The 19,264-nt window shown below is 53.6% G+C and carries 11 protein-coding genes; 10 read left to right on the forward strand and 1 reads right to left on the reverse strand.

The genetic code is table 11. From position 1 onward, the window contains the following. Positions 1 to 599: 599 nt before the first annotated feature. From ACR0LF_RS06640 to ACR0LF_RS06650, 3 genes are all read left to right on the forward strand, one after another. The gene (locus ACR0LF_RS06640) at positions 600 to 2,075 is read left to right on the forward strand and encodes a toll/interleukin-1 receptor domain-containing protein (RefSeq protein ID WP_480580435.1); all 1,476 of its coding nucleotides are present in this window, start codon (positions 600 to 602) and stop codon (positions 2,073 to 2,075) included. Beyond that, positions 2,075 to 7,534 carry a YHS domain-containing (seleno)protein gene (locus tag ACR0LF_RS06645; protein WP_480580432.1) on the forward strand — a complete coding sequence of 1,820 codons (5,460 nt, stop codon included), beginning with the start codon at positions 2,075 to 2,077 and terminating at the stop codon, positions 7,532 to 7,534. Before ACR0LF_RS06640 ends, ACR0LF_RS06645 begins: the two co-directional genes overlap by 1 nt. 584 nt (positions 7,535 to 8,118) lie before the next feature. Then, positions 8,119 to 9,228, forward strand: coding sequence for a DUF4172 domain-containing protein (locus ACR0LF_RS06650; RefSeq protein WP_480580429.1), 1,110 nt, complete (start codon positions 8,119 to 8,121; stop codon positions 9,226 to 9,228). A 361-nt stretch (positions 9,229 to 9,589) separates the two neighbouring features. Here the strand turns inward: ACR0LF_RS06650 and ACR0LF_RS06655 are convergent, their stop codons facing one another. Then, positions 9,590 to 10,231 (reverse strand): TetR family transcriptional regulator C-terminal domain-containing protein, encoded by a 642-nt coding sequence (locus ACR0LF_RS06655; protein ID WP_480580426.1) that lies wholly within the window; start codon positions 10,229 to 10,231, stop codon positions 9,590 to 9,592. A 190-nt stretch (positions 10,232 to 10,421) separates the two neighbouring features. On the opposite strand from ACR0LF_RS06655, the gene ACR0LF_RS06660 reads away from it, so the two are divergent. The 7 genes from ACR0LF_RS06660 to ACR0LF_RS06690 all read left to right on the forward strand — a co-directional run bounded on the left by ACR0LF_RS06660 (position 10,422) and on the right by ACR0LF_RS06690 (position 19,232). Beyond that, positions 10,422 to 11,285: an ABC transporter permease gene (locus tag ACR0LF_RS06660; protein ID WP_480580423.1), complete on the forward strand. Its 864-nt coding sequence runs from the start codon at positions 10,422 to 10,424 to the stop codon at positions 11,283 to 11,285. Beyond that, complete coding sequence (locus ACR0LF_RS06665) at positions 11,282 to 12,076, forward strand: ABC transporter permease (protein ID WP_480562615.1); 795 nt, start codon at positions 11,282 to 11,284, stop codon at positions 12,074 to 12,076. Before ACR0LF_RS06660 ends, ACR0LF_RS06665 begins: the two co-directional genes overlap by 4 nt. A 20-nt stretch (positions 12,077 to 12,096) precedes the next feature. Further along, positions 12,097 to 13,197 carry an ABC transporter ATP-binding protein gene (locus ACR0LF_RS06670; protein WP_480580420.1) on the forward strand — a complete coding sequence of 367 codons (1,101 nt, stop codon included), beginning with the start codon at positions 12,097 to 12,099 and terminating at the stop codon, positions 13,195 to 13,197. 17 nt (positions 13,198 to 13,214) lie between these two features. Beyond that, positions 13,215 to 14,270: an ABC transporter substrate-binding protein gene (locus ACR0LF_RS06675; protein ID WP_480580417.1), complete on the forward strand. Its 1,056-nt coding sequence runs from the start codon at positions 13,215 to 13,217 to the stop codon at positions 14,268 to 14,270. Positions 14,271 to 14,363: 93 nt separating this feature from the next. Next, a complete protein-coding gene (locus tag ACR0LF_RS06680; protein ID WP_480580415.1) occupies positions 14,364 to 16,430 on the forward strand; it encodes an oxidoreductase in 2,067 nt (688 codons plus the stop codon). A gap of 8 nt (positions 16,431 to 16,438) precedes the next feature. Then, complete coding sequence (locus tag ACR0LF_RS06685) at positions 16,439 to 17,638, forward strand: aromatic ring-hydroxylating oxygenase subunit alpha (RefSeq protein ID WP_480627528.1); 1,200 nt, start codon at positions 16,439 to 16,441, stop codon at positions 17,636 to 17,638. A gap of 25 nt (positions 17,639 to 17,663) precedes the next feature. Continuing rightward, positions 17,664 to 19,232, forward strand: coding sequence for a trimethylamine methyltransferase family protein (locus ACR0LF_RS06690; RefSeq protein ID WP_480580409.1), 1,569 nt, complete (start codon positions 17,664 to 17,666; stop codon positions 19,230 to 19,232). Positions 19,233 to 19,264 lie beyond the last annotated feature (32 nt).

Here is a 19,264-nt window from a genome sequence, read left to right on the forward strand (position 1 = left end):
GGTTTTGTGCGTGCAAGGCGAGTTTTCGCAGCCATCGAATGTCAGATCGCTCTGATCCGCCTTTGGTCATTATTGGGGGATAGGCCAATCCCGAAAATGCACAGACTAAAAAATAGACGTTTGACCATCTTTTGAGGCCTTATGTAATTTATCGGAAGTAGAGGTGAAAATGGACGAGACAAATGTTCGTGGACACGGCAAATGGATATACCTCTATCGGGCCGTCGACAAAGGATCTGTTGCAAAGTTTAGACCATTGATCTTGATGGCGTTAGCGCCTGTGTGGCGAACGGAATTATTCAGTTGAGTGTTGGTCTAAGTATTTTTAAAAGTGTTTAGTATCCGAAAGATGTGTTCCTGTTCACGGTCTTCATTTGCGTCCACAGGACTTGTCGTAGACCTTTGAGTCGGCCGAGCAGTTTCAGGCGTTTGCTCAACTGGCATGTTAACGCAGGTGAAATCGCTGAATTAGCTCTCCTTGGTCAAATCTTTGCAACAGAACCGCAAACTGCGACAGTTGTAGCCTGAGTCAAATCGACGAAAGAGTTTACAACACACTGATATCTTGCTCTGTTGAAATTCTAGTTTAGGTTTGATTCATGGCGTATGTTAATTCCTACGAGTTTGATATTTTTGTGTCCTACGCACGTATTGATGATGAGGCGGATTTTCCCGAGGACACCAACTGGGTCACGACGTTTGTCGCTTATCTGACCACGGCGCTTCGCAAACGGCTTGGCGGCACCGACGAGCTTAAGATTTTCTTCGACCGAAGCGAAATGAAATCGAACGATGAGCTCGTGGAGCTCAAACGAGCCGCAAAACGCAGCGCGTTGTTTTTGGCCGTGTGCTCGCGCAGCTACGCGGAGCGATCCTGGACCTGCGATGAACTCGAAGCGTTCGCCAGTCAAAGCGACAGCAGCAAGCGGATCTTTGCAATTGAAATCATGCCGCTGGACGTGGGCCACACCTACCACGACCAATTGGAAAACCGTCACCGCGAACCATTCTTCACTCAGACGGACCCTTTGAAGGGGACAACTGTTCCTATCGAACAGACAGATCTGCGGTTTGGCCATCTTGTACACGATCTGGCGGAGCAAATTCGAAGTAAGCTTTATGCCATGCGTGCAGTCGGAGATGTGCAGGCGCTTGCAGCCAAGATGGATCTGCAGCCATCCAAACAAACTGCGGCATTCAAGGCTGACCAACAGGTTGTGTTTCTTGCTCAGGCAACGGATGATCTCGCCTTTCAAAACGACCAACTGCGCAGATATCTCGAACAATTCGGGCACAAGGTCGTGCCAGAGCTCGACATAAGGCAAGACGAGAGCGGGTTCGAAGAGGATACGCGCCAACATCTCAACGATGCGCAGCTATTTGTGCAGCTCCTCGGGCCCTTCGCGGGACGAACCCCTGCTGGAATGTTAGGGTCCTATGCCAAGTTACAAAACAATATAGCAACAGCAATGGCCGTTCCGACAATGCGCTGGCGGTCAATGGATTTAGACATTTCCAATGTGGCAGACCCTGATCATCTTGAAACTCTGACCGGTGACGGGGTTATCGTCAGCGGTTTCGAAGCGTTTAAGTCCGAGGTTAACGCCCGCCTCACGGCAGCAGCCGACGAAAAACGCAAGGCACAGCCCAAAGAGGAAAACTTGGATAGTAGCCTTCCTGTCGTTTTCATCAACGCTGACCGCTCTGACCTTGAATATGCACGAAAGGTTCGTGATGAGTTTGCCCGCAACGGATTCATGGCATCCATTCCCCTCGATCGTGGAGAGGAAATGGATTTGCAAAGCTACCTGCGAGAGAATCTGATCGAGTGCGATGGCCTGGTAATGATCTACGGCAACACATCGCCTATTTGGGCCACACGAAATCTGCGCCATTTCAACAAACTACGAGCTAGTCGCGATGCACCACCAAGACTGGTCGCGGTTCTGGTGGGCCCACCCGACGGCAAGGCTCAAGACCTGGGCGTTTCCATGCCGGGGCTTCGCGTGGTCGGCTCAACTGAGGCATGGAACGAAAACACTGTTGATGAGTTGATAGAGGCATTTTCTGGCTGATGGGCGTTGATCATCGTTTTCCGTATCCTGGTCTGCGCTCGTATGAGAGCGACGAAAGCGATCTGTTCTTTGGTCGGGAAGGTTGCGTTGATGACATGCTCGAAAGGCTGGCGGAAACCAGCTTTCTTGCCGTTCTGGGCACATCTGGCTCCGGCAAATCCTCTTTGGTAAGAACAGGATTGCTCGATGCGCTTGAGCTCGGATTCCTGCCCGGTCGCAGCAGCGATTGGGTCGTGGCGGACATGCATCCCGGCGGACGGCCAATGCACAATCTGGCACGTACGCTTGTTGAGCTGGACAGTGGTGAAGTCGACGAGATCGAACTGTCTCTGATGAAGTCATTTGTCACACGTGGACCACGCAGTCTGATCCAATGGTGTGATGATTTCGGGCTGCAAGACGACCAAAGCCTGATCCTGATCGTCGACCAGTTTGAAGAGTTGTTCCGCTATCGCGACTACGCAGGACGTGAAGAGGCTGAAGCTTTCGTCGCATTACTGCTGGAAAGCGCGAAATCCGATCCACGCCTGCATGTCGTGATCACTATGCGGTCGGAATTCCTGGGAGCCTGTGCGATGATGCCGGGCCTAGCGGAACAGATAAACTCCGGTCTCTACCTAACGCGGCGCATGAGCCGAAGTGAATGCGAACAGGCCATCAAAGGTCCGGCGAGAGTGATCGGTTTCGATGTCGAACCGCGGCTTGTTTCAGAAATCCTCAATGATATGGCAAGCCTCGCTCCTTGGGACCGGGATGATGCGCTTACCAGCCTCGAACAGCTGTCTCGCCGCGCCGATCAGCTACCTTTGATGCAACACGTCCTAAACCGACTGTATGAGCGTGCCCGGCAGGAAAAAAGCGAGGTCGTGCTCACGCTAGAGGATTACAAGGCTATTGGGCGGTTGAGAGGAGCAATTGACGCTCATGCTGAGGAAATTCTCGAAAATCTGAGCGAAGACGCGCATGCGGCGGCTGAGCCTGTGTTCCGGTCTTTGATCACTGGCACGAACTTGACCAACGCCGTACGCGAGCCGCGACGCTTCCAAGACCTGATCGAAGTTGACGGTGGCAGGGAAACAGCGGTTACGGAATTGCTTGATGCTTTTCGCGCGCAAGGCTGTAGTTTCCTACGACCACCCCCGAACGTCACGCTTGAAAACGACACGATCGTGGATTTGGGTCATGAAAGCCTGATCCGTCAGTGGTCCAAACTTGGTGAATGGCTGACTAAAGAAACCCGCGATGCGGCTACTTGGTCACGCATTGTCACTGCGCAGACAGCACGAAAGCGAGGGGAAGGCGATCTACTATCCGGTCTCGACTTGGCCAACGCTTTGTCTTGGTGGTCAAGCGCGAAGCCGACAAATGCATGGGCCTCTCGTCACGGTGGTGACTTTGAGGCAGTGCATGACTTTGTGGATGAAAGTCGCAAGGTCGATGAACTGGAAAAATCAAAGCAGGCCCAATTCGAAAAGGCACGCATTCGCAAGCTTCGAACACGGGCCGCAGTTTTTCTTTGTCTTACGTTCATTTCGGTGGGCGCCGCCTTTTTCGGCTGGAATGCGACCCTGAAGGAACGGCAGGCGCGTGAAAATGCGACTGCCGCATTTGATCGCGCTGACGAAGCGCTGACATCGGCACAACAGGCCAATGCGTTGGCAATCTCGGCTTCAGAAACTTTTTTGGTCGACATGGCCGAGCGCCTGCGCCGAACCTTCGGTGTCAAACCCGAAGACGTGCAGCTGATGCTCGACGAGGCCACCGCTTTTCTGGATCAGCTCGACGGGCAAATGCCTGGAAACCCCAATCTACGCCGCATGCGCGGAAAACTGCTTCTGGAATACGCTTGGTTCAAAAATGACCAAAGCGACTATGACGGGTCTCTTGCCTATCTCGATCAGGCTCGCAAACTGTTCGAAACCGGCGAGGTACCCGCAGCAGACGATGCGATCGTAGTGATTGAAATCGAAACTCTTTCAGCCAGAAACAGAAGGTACATGGAGCAATACGAGACCGGCCTGCAAAGCATTGACACGGCTCGCGACGTGTTAGCTTCACTTGGTCCGCAAATGACACTTGCAGACCAACAGCTCGGCAACGCTTTGATAAACGGGGGCAGTGCGGCCCTGCTTGTAGAACTCGACCGTTTTGACGAGGCTGCGAACGAGACCCAAGCTTGTCTGAGCATCGGAAACCCGGAGGAAAACCAAAGGGACCTTTTAGCGCAAAAGGCCTTCTGCGCGATAGTTCGCCTTTATGCTGCTAACACGGCAAATACGTCGCCCCCCCCAAGTGATGAATTTATTGCAGAACTCCAATCCCATGTGGAAGCTCTTTCGGATAAACAAAGAGACCTACGCGATTGGCTTGGATGGCTGAGTTTCGGCGGGCAGGCAGCCTATTCGCTCTATCTGAGGGAAGAACACTCAGAAGCCCTTACATTGCTGGAAGATTTGGTGGACAAGTCGCAGGAGCTCGTTACATCGGCACCCTTCAACAATCGCATCCGTGCCCGCAATGCAGGCATATTGGAAGATCTGGGCTACTATTATTCGTTGTTTGGACGATCTGAAGAAGCATTGGCGCATCTGCAGAGATCCACTTCAGAGTTGGAGTTTCTCGAAGGCTTAATCGAAACTGATCCCTCTTTTGCTGAAACATACCGCGACAGTCTCTCAGACAGTTATGCTGTGATAGACGATATTGAGGGTTGGTCGCATAATGTCGACATGCTGGCCCTCGCGGCCGAAGTTACTGGAAAATTGTACAATCATGCCCAGGTGATGGTCGATGCTGGGATGGAAATCTGTGAAGCCTGTCGTTTTGAGCCCGCCTCTTTTGTTGCGCAGGTAGCAGAAAAGCAGCTTGAGAACGGTGATCCCGCCGGGGCGGAGACGCTTCTTGATATATACGATAAGTTCAAGGCAGTCTTAGATACGCTAGATCCTAACGAGATTGGCGAACTTGGGCTTGTCGCGGCGAACCGTACCTTGTTTTGGATCGCGACCGACCTCCCCGCCGGCGCAAAGGACCGCGCGGCATTCGATGATCCTGCCGAAGCCATAGCGACCTTCGAGGCCTCGGTGGAACGTTTGGAGGCTTATCTTGAAGAGTTTCCAATGGCGGCAGAAGTGGCGAACACGCTGGCACAGGCGCATGTGGAACTCGCCAAGCTCTACAACAAAGCAGGACGTGCCTATGATGCGGAAGTGGCCGTGCGCCGAGGCGTAGAATTGGAGAATTTTTTCGCAATCGAACTTTTGCTCGCATGGGCTGATAAAGGCGATGGTGCAATTCAGCGAAATCCAGCTCTGGCCGAAGAAATGGCGGATATGCTTGCGGCGCGAGAATGGACGCCGCGGGTCATTCCCGTCATTTTGGATCAGCTTTGGACCGAGGAGATCGAAGAAAAGGCCAGCACAGTGTTTGTCCGCGACAAACCAGTTGGAAAAGACTCTGCCATCGACATTGCATTGCAGGAAAACGAAGCGTTGATGGGACATCGGATATCCGAGGCGTCAATCGCACGGTTGAAAAACTGGGAGAAGCAGGCTGCCGAGGCAAAAAAAACATTCGTACGATATTACTCACAGGACGTTCGTAACGAGGCGCAGGACGAACTAAAGGAGGCCGCCGAAATCGAATTCAGGTTGCGAGAACTGGCCCAGGCGAACGAAGTTTTCGACGCAGCGGTGATCGTATACAGGCAGGATACTGTACTCAAGAAACGCGATGAACTGACCGAAGCCCTCTCAAATCTGTTGCGGAACCGTACCGAGGTCGGTTATTCGGAGCTCTTTCAATTCGTGATCGAAGTCGGGCTGCTTTTGGGCCGTGAAAAATTGCCGGATCAGGCAATCCTGATGTTCGACGTCTTATTGGAAAATGCCGATGTGCTGCCAGTAGATCGTCAGATGGGACTTCTTGTAAACCGCGGAGAACTGCAAGATATGGCAGGGCGGCCAGAAATGTCTTTGCAGGACTATTTGCTGGCTTTGTCTTTGGACCCGTCAAACTACAAATTGCTGAATGCTGTCGGCTATGCTTTGACCGAACAGGACGACACGCTCTCTCTTTCCATATCGCTTCTCGAGAGGGCTGTAGAAATCGAGCCGGAAAACTCGGGCACGCAACACTATGCGATGGACAGTCTCGGTTGGGCCTATGTTCGAAATGGTCAGATTGAACGTGGTCTGGATTTCATCAAAGAGGCATTTGTCATCGGTGATGACGACCAGGCAGAAATCATGTTCCACGTCGCCGAAGCGCATCGTCGCCTGGGGTCAAATGACAAAGCGGTGGCCGCCTATCTGCTCGCGCGCGAATATCGAGGATCTGCGACAGTTAAGGATGCCATCGAAACCGGGTTGAACCGACTTGGGTACTTCCCCGGGCACACAAACGAAGGGATTGAAAGTGCCCGGGACATCATCCGCGCTCGCGAGGGTCTTTCACCAGTTGTGGCGGTGGACTCGGCCGGTGTAGCTTTGCAGGGTTACGACACGGTCGTGCTTTTGCAAAGGGGTGAACTTGTCCGTGGCACGCCCCACCATTGGAGCGCTCATGATGGTGGCATATGGTTGTTCAATTCCGCGGATGCCAAGGCACTTTTTGATGCCGACCCGGCCAAATATGCTCCTGCGTATGGTGGATATTGCGCATATTGCCTTGCCTCTTTGAACGCGAAAGTACCCGGAAAACCCGAGTTTGCGACAATTGCAAACGACCGTATCTATCTGCACTCTTCGCAAATCAATAAGAGGAACTGGGAAAACTCTGCGGAAGCTTCCGTGGTGCAGGCACGCAGTGCATGGATGGCAAAAAAAGAGACTGCCGTTAGTCAGACGGAAAGAAGCCACCTTGCCCCGCTGCTCGATACGCTCGCCGTCGGGACGCAGATCCAATCTACAAAAGACCATGTAACATTTGCCTCATCAATTGAGGTCAAAGGCATCAAGGCCGCACTTGCGTCTCTGGGTGAGAAGAGTATTTCGAACAGCATCAGCGCGGATCGGAGTGGTGTGGCGATCGGTGGTTACGATACTGTGGCCTACCATATGGACGCATCCGCCACTCGCGGTTCATTCGAGCATTGGAGCATATGGCAAGGTGCCGTATGGCTTTTCGAAAGCGAAGACAACCGCGCCCGGTTTGAGGCTGACCCAGATAAGTACGCGCCGGTGTTTGGTGGGTTCTGTGCATTTTGCTTGTCACAAGGCTCCAAATCCCACGGCGACCCGAGATTATGGGTAATTGTCGATGGTACTCTGTCTCTTTCGATTTCAGACACATATCGTCAGGCTTGGATCAAAAACCATGAGCGGAGCATGAAATCTGCCAATGAAAACTGGAGCAGCCTGAACAGCACGAGTAATGCGACAGCCGGCCCACCGTCTCGTTTCGTGGCCTTGCTACATGCTGTGCGAAATGGTGCGGATGTCCGAAGCGTCGAGTGGTAGATACGGCGGGTTCTGGTGCAAAGTTTTGACCTTTGACGCTGGTAGAGTTAGCGCGTGAATGATCACCGGCCATTTCAAGTCGAAAGCCAGCTCATGAATTTTTCAAAGGCGCACAGTTTCCGAGGGCCGTGATCCTTTTCGCGGTTTTCTTTTACGTCCGATATGCTCAGAGCTACGCTTTGCAAAAGGCCAGCACCACTGTGAACGGCTTATGGATAATATCGCCGAGTATCTACGGCTTGGCCAAACCTAGTATGCAATGAAATCAACGTTTGGCCCAGCTATTCGCTTCATTGTTCTCGGATACATCTTTCAACGTGCTGAGAACATATAATCTCCAGGGGCTTACCTGATTTCATTGCTGACTAAGATCGAAAAGGGGGAGTTGTCTCCGAAGGTAATGCTCTCGCGGACCTCCAATGCTACGTAAATTTGGGGAAACAGGATGAGATTTACCGTCTTCAGATTGCACATCCAATCGATGAACGGGCTGAAGAGTTTGAAAAAGGTGAGCAATAGGATTGACCTCTATAAATCACAATTACATAATTGGTGAGTAATAGAAAGGAAGCTTATACCTCACGATGTGGAACTGGCAGAACCCTGATTGGCCGAATTTTCGTTACGAAGCCGCAAAACTTGAACCTTATGAGCAACAATTCCTGTTGTCCTCAGGGGAAGTGCTTGGAGCGGTTCATCACGTGAGCGCCTCGGATCGAGATCAATTGCGTATCGATCTGCTGAGCGAAGAGGCAATGAAGACCAGCGCGATCGAAGGTGAGATGCTGGATCGGCTCAGTGTGCAATCTTCCTTGCGTCGGCATCTGGGACTGGTACCAGATAGCTATCCATCCAAACCGCGCGAGCAGGGCGTTTCTGAAATGATGGTGGATGTTTATTCCAACTTTTCGGACCCATTGTCACACGATACCCTGTTTCGGTGGCATGATATGCTTCTGTCCCATGACAGGCATCTGGAAACGATTGGAGCATACCGGAGCCACAAAGATGCGATGCAAATCGTCTCTGGCCGACTCGACCGTCCAACGGTGCATTTCGAAGCGCCACCTTCACATAAGGTTCCGGCTGAAATGGACCAGTTCGTCATCTGGTTTAACCGAACTGCACCAAATGGTCCCGAGCCGTTGCGCGCACTGATCCGGGCTGGATTGAGTCATCTGTATTTCGAGAGCATTCACCCCTTTGAAGACGGCAATGGTCGGTTGGGCAGGGCGCTGGCTGAAAAGTCTTTAGCACAAAACATTGGTCAGCCAAGCCTTATTGCGCTTGCTTTCACGATCGAGCGAGAGCGGAAGGTCTACTACGACCAACTCGAACGTCACCAAAAGACGCTAGACGTAACACCTTGGCTTAACTGGTTTGCCGAGACAGTCCTCACAGCACAGCAGGTGACTCTTGAGCGGGTTAGGTTCTTCATATCCAAGACGCATTTCTATGACGGACATCGAGATCAATTCAACGCTCGCCAAAGCAAAGTCATCGCCCGTTTGTTCAAGGCTGGGCCGGATGGTTTCACAGGCGGACTGAGCGCCGAGAACTATATTTCGATCACAGGAACGTCGCGCGCCACTGCGACACGTGATCTCCAGGATCTGGTGGAGAAGGGTGCGCTAACTCGAACGGGTGAACTCCGATACACGCGATATTGGTTAAAGCTGGGTCGGGACGGTTAGAGGGCTGAAGTACGGCACGAAGGGCGGTAAGCAGACCTTCGCTGCAGTTGCATAAGCCCGACTTTGAACCAACTATAAGCTGACTTTCAGGAGGCTTGTACTACGTTCTTAGTACTTGACAGTTTGGACCTAGTCAAAGGCACAATCCTTCCGGGCGCTCAGGCGACAGAATCAGTTCTTTGAGCTGCTCCTTTCACCGTGCGAAGATAACTAAAGACACTGGAATGTGCGGAAACGACTGCCTCGTAGTCCTTTGCCTCTAGTGCAGTCGCGACAGCGAAGAGTGACGCGCGGACGGCCTCGAACCAATATGAGACGATGTTATGCATCGAGTTTGACGCAAAACGATACTTCCCAGATTCTACGCGTGTAACAAGGCCCCGTTCAGGTCAAAATGGTTGGGGAACATTGCGCGCAGAAATCGAAATACAATTCTCATTGCTTCGTTGCGATCAAAGGAATCTGGGTGGAGTAGGTAATCGGTCCACATGCCTTCCAACATTGCGAGGGTGCCGTGCGTCGCGTCCCTAGCAACCTGATTAGGGTGTACGGTTCCGTCTTCTTTCGCAATTCGAGCGAAAGCGTTAAAAACCAGATTGCGAAGCTTAGCATCGCGTGTATCTGAAAACGCAGCGATTGCCGCTCTGTTTCGGGCCTCGCCACGAAACGCGTACCAAATGGAAACGTTTTTCTTATTGAGAATGGCTTCACTCAAGTCGCCCCGAACAATCATCTCAATATGTTCCTGTCCGGTTTGCCCGGTCGTTTCCAACAGGTCGTAAATGCCATTGTAGTATTGTTCGGATGAGTAGCGGGCGGCTTCGTCAACCAAATTGTCTTTGCCGCCAAAATGAAGGTGAATCATGCCGCGGGACAGTTCGGCGCGTTGAATGATTTCGCTGACGGAAGTCTCGGAAATCCCTTTTTCTGCAACCGAGTCGAGTACTGCCTCGATCAGGGAAAGGCGATTTCGTTCGCGTATTTCTTGTCGTCTTCCAGTCATTGGATTGGGCGGCTCTGTTTGTTTTCAGTCTCTTGCGGTGTCTTCTAATGGCCGGTGTGAAATTGGCCATCCCCAGTTGCGAATTTATCAGTTGACACAGCTAGTCCAAAAATTCCAGATTTAAATGGACGATTGTCCATTTTGTGATCGACATTGTCGTGCCACCGAAAACGAAGCTCAGCAGGGAAGCATGGCCGGAGTACTACGAAGTGAAACGGGCAAGGGCCTGGCACTGAGCGCGCCTGCGACGCTCTATGTTGGTCTGCTTGTGGCCGTGCCCCTGTGCATTCTTGTTGCCTACAGCTTTTGGACCCAGACCTACGTCGAGATTGACCGCACGCTGACATGGGCGAATTACCAAGAGGCGTTCACCGATCCGTTGGTTCGCCATTTGATGATCCGTTCGGTTGCGATCGCGGGGGCGGTGACACTGGCAACGGTCGGTCTGGCCTATCCGATTGCTTACTTCATCGCATTTCGGACGCAGAAGAAGACCCTCTGGCTATTGCTGATCACCATTCCCTTTTGGAGCAGCTACCTGCTGCGGGTGTTCAGTTGGAAGCTGATCCTTGGCTTTAATGGGGTGATGAACTCGGCTTTGATTTCGCTGGGGCTGATACAGGAACCACTGACCTTTCTGCTTTACAATGAATTCGCCGTTGTCCTCACACTTGCACATGCCTGGGCGCCGTTTGCGATCCTGCCAATTTATGTGTCGCTGCAAAAGATCGACCGCAGCCTCTTGGAAGCCGCAACCGATTTAGGGTGCAGCAAGTTGGAACGGTTTATGCGCGTAACTTTGCCCCTGACGGTGCCAGGGATCATCGCCGCTTGCTTGATCATCTTCATCCCCACGGTGGGCGACTATGTCACTCCGGCCCTGGTCGGTGGATCGCAGGGGAAAATGGTGGCCAATTTGATCCAGGTTCAGTTTGGCGCGGCCAATAATTGGCCATTGGGTGCAACCCTGTCTCTGCTTGCCATGCTTTCGGTCGGCTGCGTCGCAATCCTGTTTGTGGTGGTCGTCACCGCACTGGGGCGGAGGATCAGATGACCAAGGCTATTCGTATCCCATGGTTGCTTGTTTACGCGATCGCCTATCTGGTGTTTCTGTACCTGCCAGTTCTGCTGTTGCCGTTGTTTTCGTTCAATGACGGAACCATCGTGGCTTTCCCGCTAAAGGGGTTCACGTTGAAGTGGTACGCGCAGTTGGGTCAGCAAGACACGTTGCTGCAAGCGATGGTCAATTCGCTGATCGTCGGCAGTGTGACTGCCTTGATGGCGACGTCTCTGGGCCTGTTCGCCGCGCGCGCCTATGTCCGGTACCGTTTCAAAGGACGGGAATTCTCCGAAGGTCTGGTCATGCTCCCGCTGGTCGTGCCCGGTATCATTGTCGCCAGTTCGATGCTGGTACTGTTCATCAGCGTCGGGTTGAAACCTTCACTGACAACCGTGATTCTTGGGCATGTGTTCGTGGCTTTGCCCTTTTCCGTGTCGATCATGAAATCGGCCTTTGACGATTTCGACCAGTCGTTGGAAGAGGCTGCCTTCGACCTCGGCGAAAGCGTTGTGGGAACCTTTCGGCGTGTCACTCTGCCTATTGTTGCGCCCGGCATCATCGCCAGCCTGCTGGTGACATTCACCGTGTCGTTTGATGAATTTGTCCTGGCCTTTTTCCTATCCGGGAACAGCCCGACATTGCCGGTCTATATCTGGAGCCAGATCCGCTTCCCGGCAAAATTGCCCAACACGCTGGCGCTTGGGTCGTTGCTTTTGCTGTCTTCGGTCCTGCTGTTGTTGATTGCCGAGTATTTCCGCCGCCGTTCCACCCAGTCCTCGGATTGAAGCCAAAGGAAATGAACAAGATGAGCGAACAGAACATCATCGAAATTCAGGGCGTTGAAAAACGCTTTGGCTCCTTTGTGGCTGTGTCTGATCTGAACCTGACCTTGAAAGAGGGTGAGTTTTTTTCGCTGCTTGGACCTTCGGGCTGCGGCAAGACCACGGCCCTCCGCATCATCGCCGGGTTTCAGGATCACGAAGAGGGCGAGATCCGGATTGATGGGCGCGTAATGGGCGAGGTGCCTGCCAACAAACGCCCCACCAATATGGTGTTTCAAAGTTATGCAATCTTTCCGCATCTCAATGTGGGCGACAATGTCGGGTTCGGTTTGCGCAAGACAAAGCTCTCGCGCAAGGAAATCAAGGAGCGCGTTGCTGAAGCGCTTGAGATGGTTGAACTTGGCGGCTTGCAGGACCGCAAGGCTAATGAATTGTCGGGCGGTCAGCGTCAACGCGTGGCGCTTGCTCGTGCGTTGGTTATGCGGCCGAAAGTGCTGCTGTTGGATGAGCCTCTTTCCGCGCTGGACAAGAATCTGCGCGAAGCCATGCAGCTAGAAATGCGCCGTCTGCAGCAAAAGCTTGGAATTACCTTCGTCATGGTCACGCATGACCAATACGAGGCGATGACCATGTCCGATCGCATCGGTGTCATGTTTGCTGGGCAGCTCAAGCAGGTCGACAAGCCCGAAGTTCTGTATTCTCAACCGTGCAATCGGGAAGTGGCTTCTTTTATCGGTGGAATGAACTTTCTGGATGCTGAGGTAACGGCGGAAAATTCTGAAACGCTGGAAGTAACTGTTCAGGGGTTTGGGCAGATGACGATTGGGGTGAATCCAAACGTTCATATGCATGACAAAGAACTGCTGGTCGGCGTTCGGCCCGAACAATTGGAGATCAGCGCAGAAAAACCGGAAGGCTACGACGCTTATGTTCAAGGCGTGGTATCGGACGTCGCCTTCTATGGTGAGAGCGTCCATTATTATGTGCGCATCGGCGGATTGCCCGAAAGCATCGCCGTCGCAGTGCCCAACTACTTTCACACAGTCGATCACAGCCGGGGCGATACCGTCTGGCTTGGTGTTCAAAGCGCCTCGGTGATCGATTTGGGCAAACGTGAATCATGAATCTGTGGGAGGAACAAATGAATAAAACAGCATCACTTACGGCAGCAGTGGTTGCCACCTTTACGGCCAGCCAGGCTTTGGCTAACGCAGCTGATCTGACCGTTTTTGACTGGTCGGGATATGAGGATCAGGGCTTTTACGGCGACTATGTCGAAAAGTACGGCGGCCCGCCCAGCTACACTTATTTCGGCAGCGTAGAAGAAGCGTTCACCAAGCTTCAGTCCGGGTTTGAAGCCGATTTGGCCCACCCTTGCACGGACGCCCTCAGGAAATGGGTGGCGGCAGACATGATCAAGCCGATCGACACCAGCAAGCTGGAGAATTGGGACAAGCTGATGCCCAAGATCAAAGAGGTCGATGGCATCACAATCGACGGGCAGACCTACATGGTGCCTTTCGAATGGGGCAACACCGGCCTGATCTATCGCACCGATATGATCTCGGCTGACGATGTATCGCTCCAATTGCTGATGGATCCAGCCTATCAGGGCAAGGTTGCTATTCCGGACGCCGCCTCCAGCGCGTTCGCCATGGCGGCACTGGCGACCGGTGCTTCCAGCTATACCGATATGAGCGATGAAGAATTCCAGAAAGCCGCAGACTACCTACGCGCGATTCATCCAAATGTGCGCTTTTACTGGTCTGACGCCGGCCAACTGGATCAGGCAATTGCCAGCGGTGAGGTCACGCTGGGTTGGGGATGGAACCAATCGGAACTGAACCTGATCTGGAACGAAACCCCAGCAGTCATGATGCGTGATGTGGACAAGGGCATCGCTACCTGGGTCTGCGGCTATGTGCACCTTAAATCCGCCAAACAGTCGGACGAGCAAGTCTATGACATGCTGAACGCGCTTAGCTCTGCCGCAAGCGGTAAATACATCATCGAAAGCTGGGGATATGCCCACGCCAACGAGGATGCGTTTGCCCAAGCTGACCCGGAACTGATCGAAACCTACGGGTTTTCGGATGTGGACAGCTTCTTTGAAGGCAGCCTGTTCTTTGACGCGGTTAACCCTGAGCTGGAAGCTAAAATGTTGAAGGAGTTCGAGCGCATCAAAGCTGGCTTCTAAGGGCGCCTATAAAACACAGCGGGAATGGTGGGGACGTAGGAACCCTTCCATTCCCACGAAACGATTTCCGAATTTCTTGGAGGAAGCGCGGCAATGTCAGGCGCTGAAGGATACTCTGTACTCTTCGAACCGGTTCAAATTGGGCCAGTGACGGCTCGAAACCGGTTCTATCAGGTGCCCCACTGCAACGGCATGGGGCACCTGCGACCGCAGGGCGAAGCCGCCATGCGGGCAATGAAGGCCGAGGGTGGGTGGGCTGTCGTGTCCAATCAAGAAACGGAAATTCATCCGACTTCCGACCTGTCCCCCTTTGCCGAAAACCGGTTGTGGGACGAACGGGATATTCCTGCGCTGCGGCTAATGACCGAGGCGGTACACGACAAGGGCTCTTTGGCGGCCATTGAATTGGCTCACAACGGCCATCATGCGCAAAACCATTTGAGCCGGGCTCCTTTGTTGGCACCGTCAGAACTAGCCTTGCAAACCGCCTATCCCAAGCAGGCCAGGGCGATGGACAAAGCGGACATTCGCGAGTTCCGTAAGTGGCATCGCGCTGCGGCTCGTCGCTCCCGCGAAGCAGGATTCGATATTGTGTATGTCTATGCCGGGCATCACATGACCCTGCCGCATCATTTTCTGCTGCCACAGTTCAATGATCGGACGGATGAATATGGAGGCTCGTTGGAGAACCGGGTGCGTCTGACCCGGGAGCTTCTGGAAGACACCAAGGAAGAGATTGGAGATGATTGCGCCATTGCCCTGCGGTTTGCGGTTGATGAAATGCTCGGGTCAGACGGGATGCAAGCGCAGGAAGAAGGCCGTGCGGTAGTCGAATTGCTGGCCGAGCTTCCAGACCTTTGGGATGTTAACGTGGCGGATTGGAGCAACGACTCTGCGACGACCCGGTTCGAGGCCCGCGACGGCTTTCAAACCTCATATATCGAATTCGTGAAACAAGTGACCTCCAAGCCTGTTGTGGGCGTCGGGCGTCTAACGTCTCCGGACCTGATGGCGTCACTGGTCAGGAAGGGTATCCTCGATTTTATCGGCGCGGCACGACCATCCATCGCTGATCCGTTTCTGCCCAACAAGATCAAGGAAGGTCGCATCGAAGAAATCCGCGAATGCATCGGTTGTAATATCTGTGTTTCATCCGACTCTCTCGGCGTCCCCATACGCTGCACCCAAAACCCGACTATGGGCGAAGAGTGGCGGAGGAAATGGCATCCTGAGATCATTGAGCGTCGAGTAAAAGAGGAAGCGGCGCTTGTCGTCGGCAGCGGACCAGCCGGACTAGAATGCGCCATGCAATTGGCGCGTCGGGGTTACGAGATAACTCTGGCGGAAGCAAAGCAAGAGCTTGGCGGCCGCGTGTTGCAGGAAGCTAGCTTGATCGGGCTATCCGCCTGGAAGCGCGTGACAGATCACAGAATTTACGACTTGCAACAACGCGGGAACGTTCATCTGTTCACCGACAGCCGTTTGTCAGCAAGTGAGGTCGTCGAACTGGGTATTCCGAACGTCTTTGTTGCAACGGGCGCAAAATGGCGACGAGACGGGCGCGGAAAATCTGCATTCCACGGTGTGTCAATCGATTCAGGTTCTCAGGTTTTCACTCCGGATGACGTTATGGCTGGGGTCATGCCGCAGGGCGGCCCGATTGTGGTCTACGATGATGATCAAGCCTATCTCGGTGGAGTCTTGGCGTATCATTTGGCTCAGGCCGGGCGAGAGGTTTTCTTTGTGACGCCGGCCTCAATAGTTTCGCCGTTTACCGAATTGACGTTGGAGCAGACTAAAGTGCAACGCAGTCTGTTGGAAAATGGCGTTCAACTGAACCTGTCCCAGACCTTGGTCGATGTCGCGCCAGGTCGGGCGACATTGCAGTGTGTCTACACGGGGCGAGAGAATTTCATTGAATGCAGCTCCGTCGTTCTGGTGACGCAACGAATGCGAGAAACCGCCCTTTACGACGAGCTTTGCGGGTTGAATGAAAGTCCGCTGCGTACGTTGGAACTAATCGGAGATGCCGCAAACCCGGGCTTGATCGCGGATTCTGTATATTCGGGTCACATGGCTGCCCGGAATTTCGAACGTAACGCGGACGACATCGACCGTGAATTCTTCCGCCGGGAAATCGTTTCCCTTGAATCTGCATGAGGTGCGCTATGCCAAAAGATGACTTGCAAATAATGCGCGACTTGATGGATGCGCAGCGGGAAGGTTTCGCCATGCCGCGCCATTTCTATACCTCTCAGGCAGTATACGACAACGACATCAGCACGTTCTGGAACCGCAACTGGATCTGGGTCGGCCATGTCAGCCAGGTCGCTGAACCGGGTGACTACTTCCTGTTCGATTACGGCCCGGAATCCATCATCATCGTTCGGGATCGCGAAGGCGAGGTGCGCGCGCATCTGAACGTGTGTCGCCACCGTGGATCGCGGGTTTGCATCGAACAGAAAGGCAAAGCCCGCAACTTCATATGTCCGTATCATGCATGGACATTTGACCTGAACGGCAAGCTACGAAACGGGCGATCGATGGGACAGGACTTTGACCCAAGCCAGTATGGGTTGTTCCCTGTTCAGGTGAAGACTTTTCAGGGTCTGATCTTTGTCTGCGCCGCAGAAGATGCTCCGCCGCTGGATGCTGCCCTTGAAAGGCTGGCCCCGCTTTCAAAGCCGTTCGATTTTGAAAACCTGAAGGTCGCGCATGAGGCGTCATACCCAGTTCCGGCAAACTGGAAACTGGCGCTGGAGAATTATCTGGAATGCTATCACTGCGCGCCGTCCCATCAGGATTATTCGCGTAGCCATTCTCTGAAAGACCCTGCTCAGGTTCTGGAGTTCAGCGGTGCGCTTCATGAGCGGATGAACGAAGCCGGAATTCCCACTGAGGAGCTTGATCTGACGGGAGAAAATGCGGACGCGCCGGGCGCAGATGTTTATTGGCGGCGTTACCCTTTGTTCCCCGGTTATGTGACCGGTAGCAAGGATGGAGCGCCTCTCGCGCCGCCTTTGGGCGAACTGAAATCCCACGATGGCGGAGCAACTGATCTAGGGATCGGCACACTGAACTACTTCCTCGTCTATGCAGATCTCGTGGTCGGGTATCGGTTCGTCCCACGCGCCCTGCAGGAAACAGATATTCAGATCGTTTGGTACGTGCGCGGCGACGCAGAAGAGGGCCGAGACTACGATAAGGACGCTCTGACATGGCTCTGGCATGTCACATCGCTCGATGACGAACGTATCATCCGGCACAATCAGGAAGGCGTGAATTCAAACCATTTCGTACCGGGACCGCTGTCCGAGATGGAATGGAGCATTCCAGGTTTCTATCGCAACTATTTCAGCATGATCTGACCCGCTCAGAACTCGGAGACTAAACATGACAGAGTTAACGCAGCGCAGATCACGACGGCGCGGGGGCGGGCGTGAAGCACGTGCAGCAGTGCGGGCCAGCAACGCCGCCTCGCAGGCAATCTGGCCCGGTATCCCGGGTGGGCGATACAAACCGTTGTCGGACGCCGATATGGTGCGCATTCACGAGGCTGCCCTCAGCATTTTGGAACGTACTGGGGTAGGGGATCCCACGCCGGAAATTCTTGATCTCGTGTTGCCAAAAGGGGCGACAGTGAACGAGCATGGCAGGTTGTGCTTTCCTCGGGCCTTGATGGAAGACCTGTTGGCCAAGGCGGCCAGCGAATTCTATGTCCATGCACGCGGATCGCGAGCCGGTAAGGACGACATGCACTGCACCAAGGACAAGGTGTATTACGCAAATTCGGGCACGGCAGTGACAACGTTTGATGCGGAAACGCGCAGTTACCGACCATCAACTCTCAAGGACATCTACGATTTCACCCGTCTGGTTGACCGGCTCGACAACATTCACATGACCGGTGATACGGTTTTGGCAACGGATGTGCCGCAGGACTACGAGCATGACATGAGCATGCTCTACGCGATCTTGGCGGGTAGCGAAAAGCCATCCTGTCTGACGTTCCGTACACGCGAGCATATTCAGGACGCGATCCATCTGTTCGATCTGGCGTCCGGCGGCGAGGGCAAATTCCTTGAGAAACCCTCGGTGATTTTTGGGGGGTGCCCCATTGTTTCACCGCTCAGATTCGGGAGGGAAAATCTGGAAATCCTGATTGATACAGCGAAGATGGGGCTTGTATGCGATCTGGCCGTCCCACCGCAAGCTGGGGCTACGTCTCCTGCGCCTTTGGCTGGTACGCTCGCGCAGGCGGTGGCAGAAACCTTGTCATGTGTGGCAATCGCCAATTTGATCAATCCGGGGACCCCAGTGGTCTTTGCGGCATGGCCGTTTATTACCGATCTGCGCACTGGATCGTTTACAGGCGGCAGTGGCGAACAGGCGTTGATTTCAGCCGCGGCTATTCAGATGGGCAATTTCTACAACCTGCCCACCAGCGTCGGATGTGGTATGACGGATTCCAAGATCCCCGATGCGCAATACGGTCTAGAAAAAGCGCTGACGTTCGCTTTGGCGGCACATGCCGGTGCTAATCGGCTCTGCGAGTTTGGTGGAATGCTTGGGAGCCTGATGGGCTGTAGCTTTGAGTCAATGGTCATCGACAATGAAGCTGCGGGCATGATCTCGCGAACGCTTCGCGGGATTGAGGTGAGCGATGACACGCTTTCGGTTGACGTTATCCATGATTGTGCAATCGACCCCGGTCACTTCCTCGGCAACCCGCAGACCTTGCAATACATGGAAACCGAATATGTCTACCCGACACTTTTGGACCGAGAGCTGACCGATACCTGGGAGAAAGCCGGTCGTCAGGACATGTTCGAACGGAGCCGATCCGTTGTGGATGACATTCTGTCCAATCACTATCCGAACTACTTTGGCAGCAAGGTGGACGAAGAGGTTCGGTCCAGGTTCCCGATCAAATTGCCCCCCGAGGCAATGCGCGCTGGGTAAGCGCCGCTGAGCGTAGGGCGGGCGCGGTTGTG

It is taken from the genome of Ruegeria sp. E8 (genome assembly GCF_056533985.1).

Coding starts and splice junctions, on each gene's coding strand:
- ACR0LF_RS06640 (WP_480580435.1), top strand. CDS start 600: ATGGCGTATGTTAATTCCTACGAGTTTGATATTTTTGTGTCCTACGCA.
- ACR0LF_RS06645 (WP_480580432.1), top strand. CDS start 2,075: ATGGGCGTTGATCATCGTTTTCCGTATCCTGGTCTGCGCTCGTATGAG.
- ACR0LF_RS06650 (WP_480580429.1), top strand. CDS start 8,119: ATGTGGAACTGGCAGAACCCTGATTGGCCGAATTTTCGTTACGAAGCC.
- ACR0LF_RS06655 (WP_480580426.1), bottom strand. CDS start 10,231: ATGACTGGAAGACGACAAGAAATACGCGAACGAAATCGCCTTTCCCTG.
- ACR0LF_RS06660 (WP_480580423.1), top strand. CDS start 10,422: ATGGCCGGAGTACTACGAAGTGAAACGGGCAAGGGCCTGGCACTGAGC.
- ACR0LF_RS06665 (WP_480562615.1), top strand. CDS start 11,282: ATGACCAAGGCTATTCGTATCCCATGGTTGCTTGTTTACGCGATCGCC.
- ACR0LF_RS06670 (WP_480580420.1), top strand. CDS start 12,097: ATGAGCGAACAGAACATCATCGAAATTCAGGGCGTTGAAAAACGCTTT.
- ACR0LF_RS06675 (WP_480580417.1), top strand. CDS start 13,215: ATGAATAAAACAGCATCACTTACGGCAGCAGTGGTTGCCACCTTTACG.
- ACR0LF_RS06680 (WP_480580415.1), top strand. CDS start 14,364: ATGTCAGGCGCTGAAGGATACTCTGTACTCTTCGAACCGGTTCAAATT.
- ACR0LF_RS06685 (WP_480627528.1), top strand. CDS start 16,439: ATGCCAAAAGATGACTTGCAAATAATGCGCGACTTGATGGATGCGCAG.
- ACR0LF_RS06690 (WP_480580409.1), top strand. CDS start 17,664: ATGACAGAGTTAACGCAGCGCAGATCACGACGGCGCGGGGGCGGGCGT.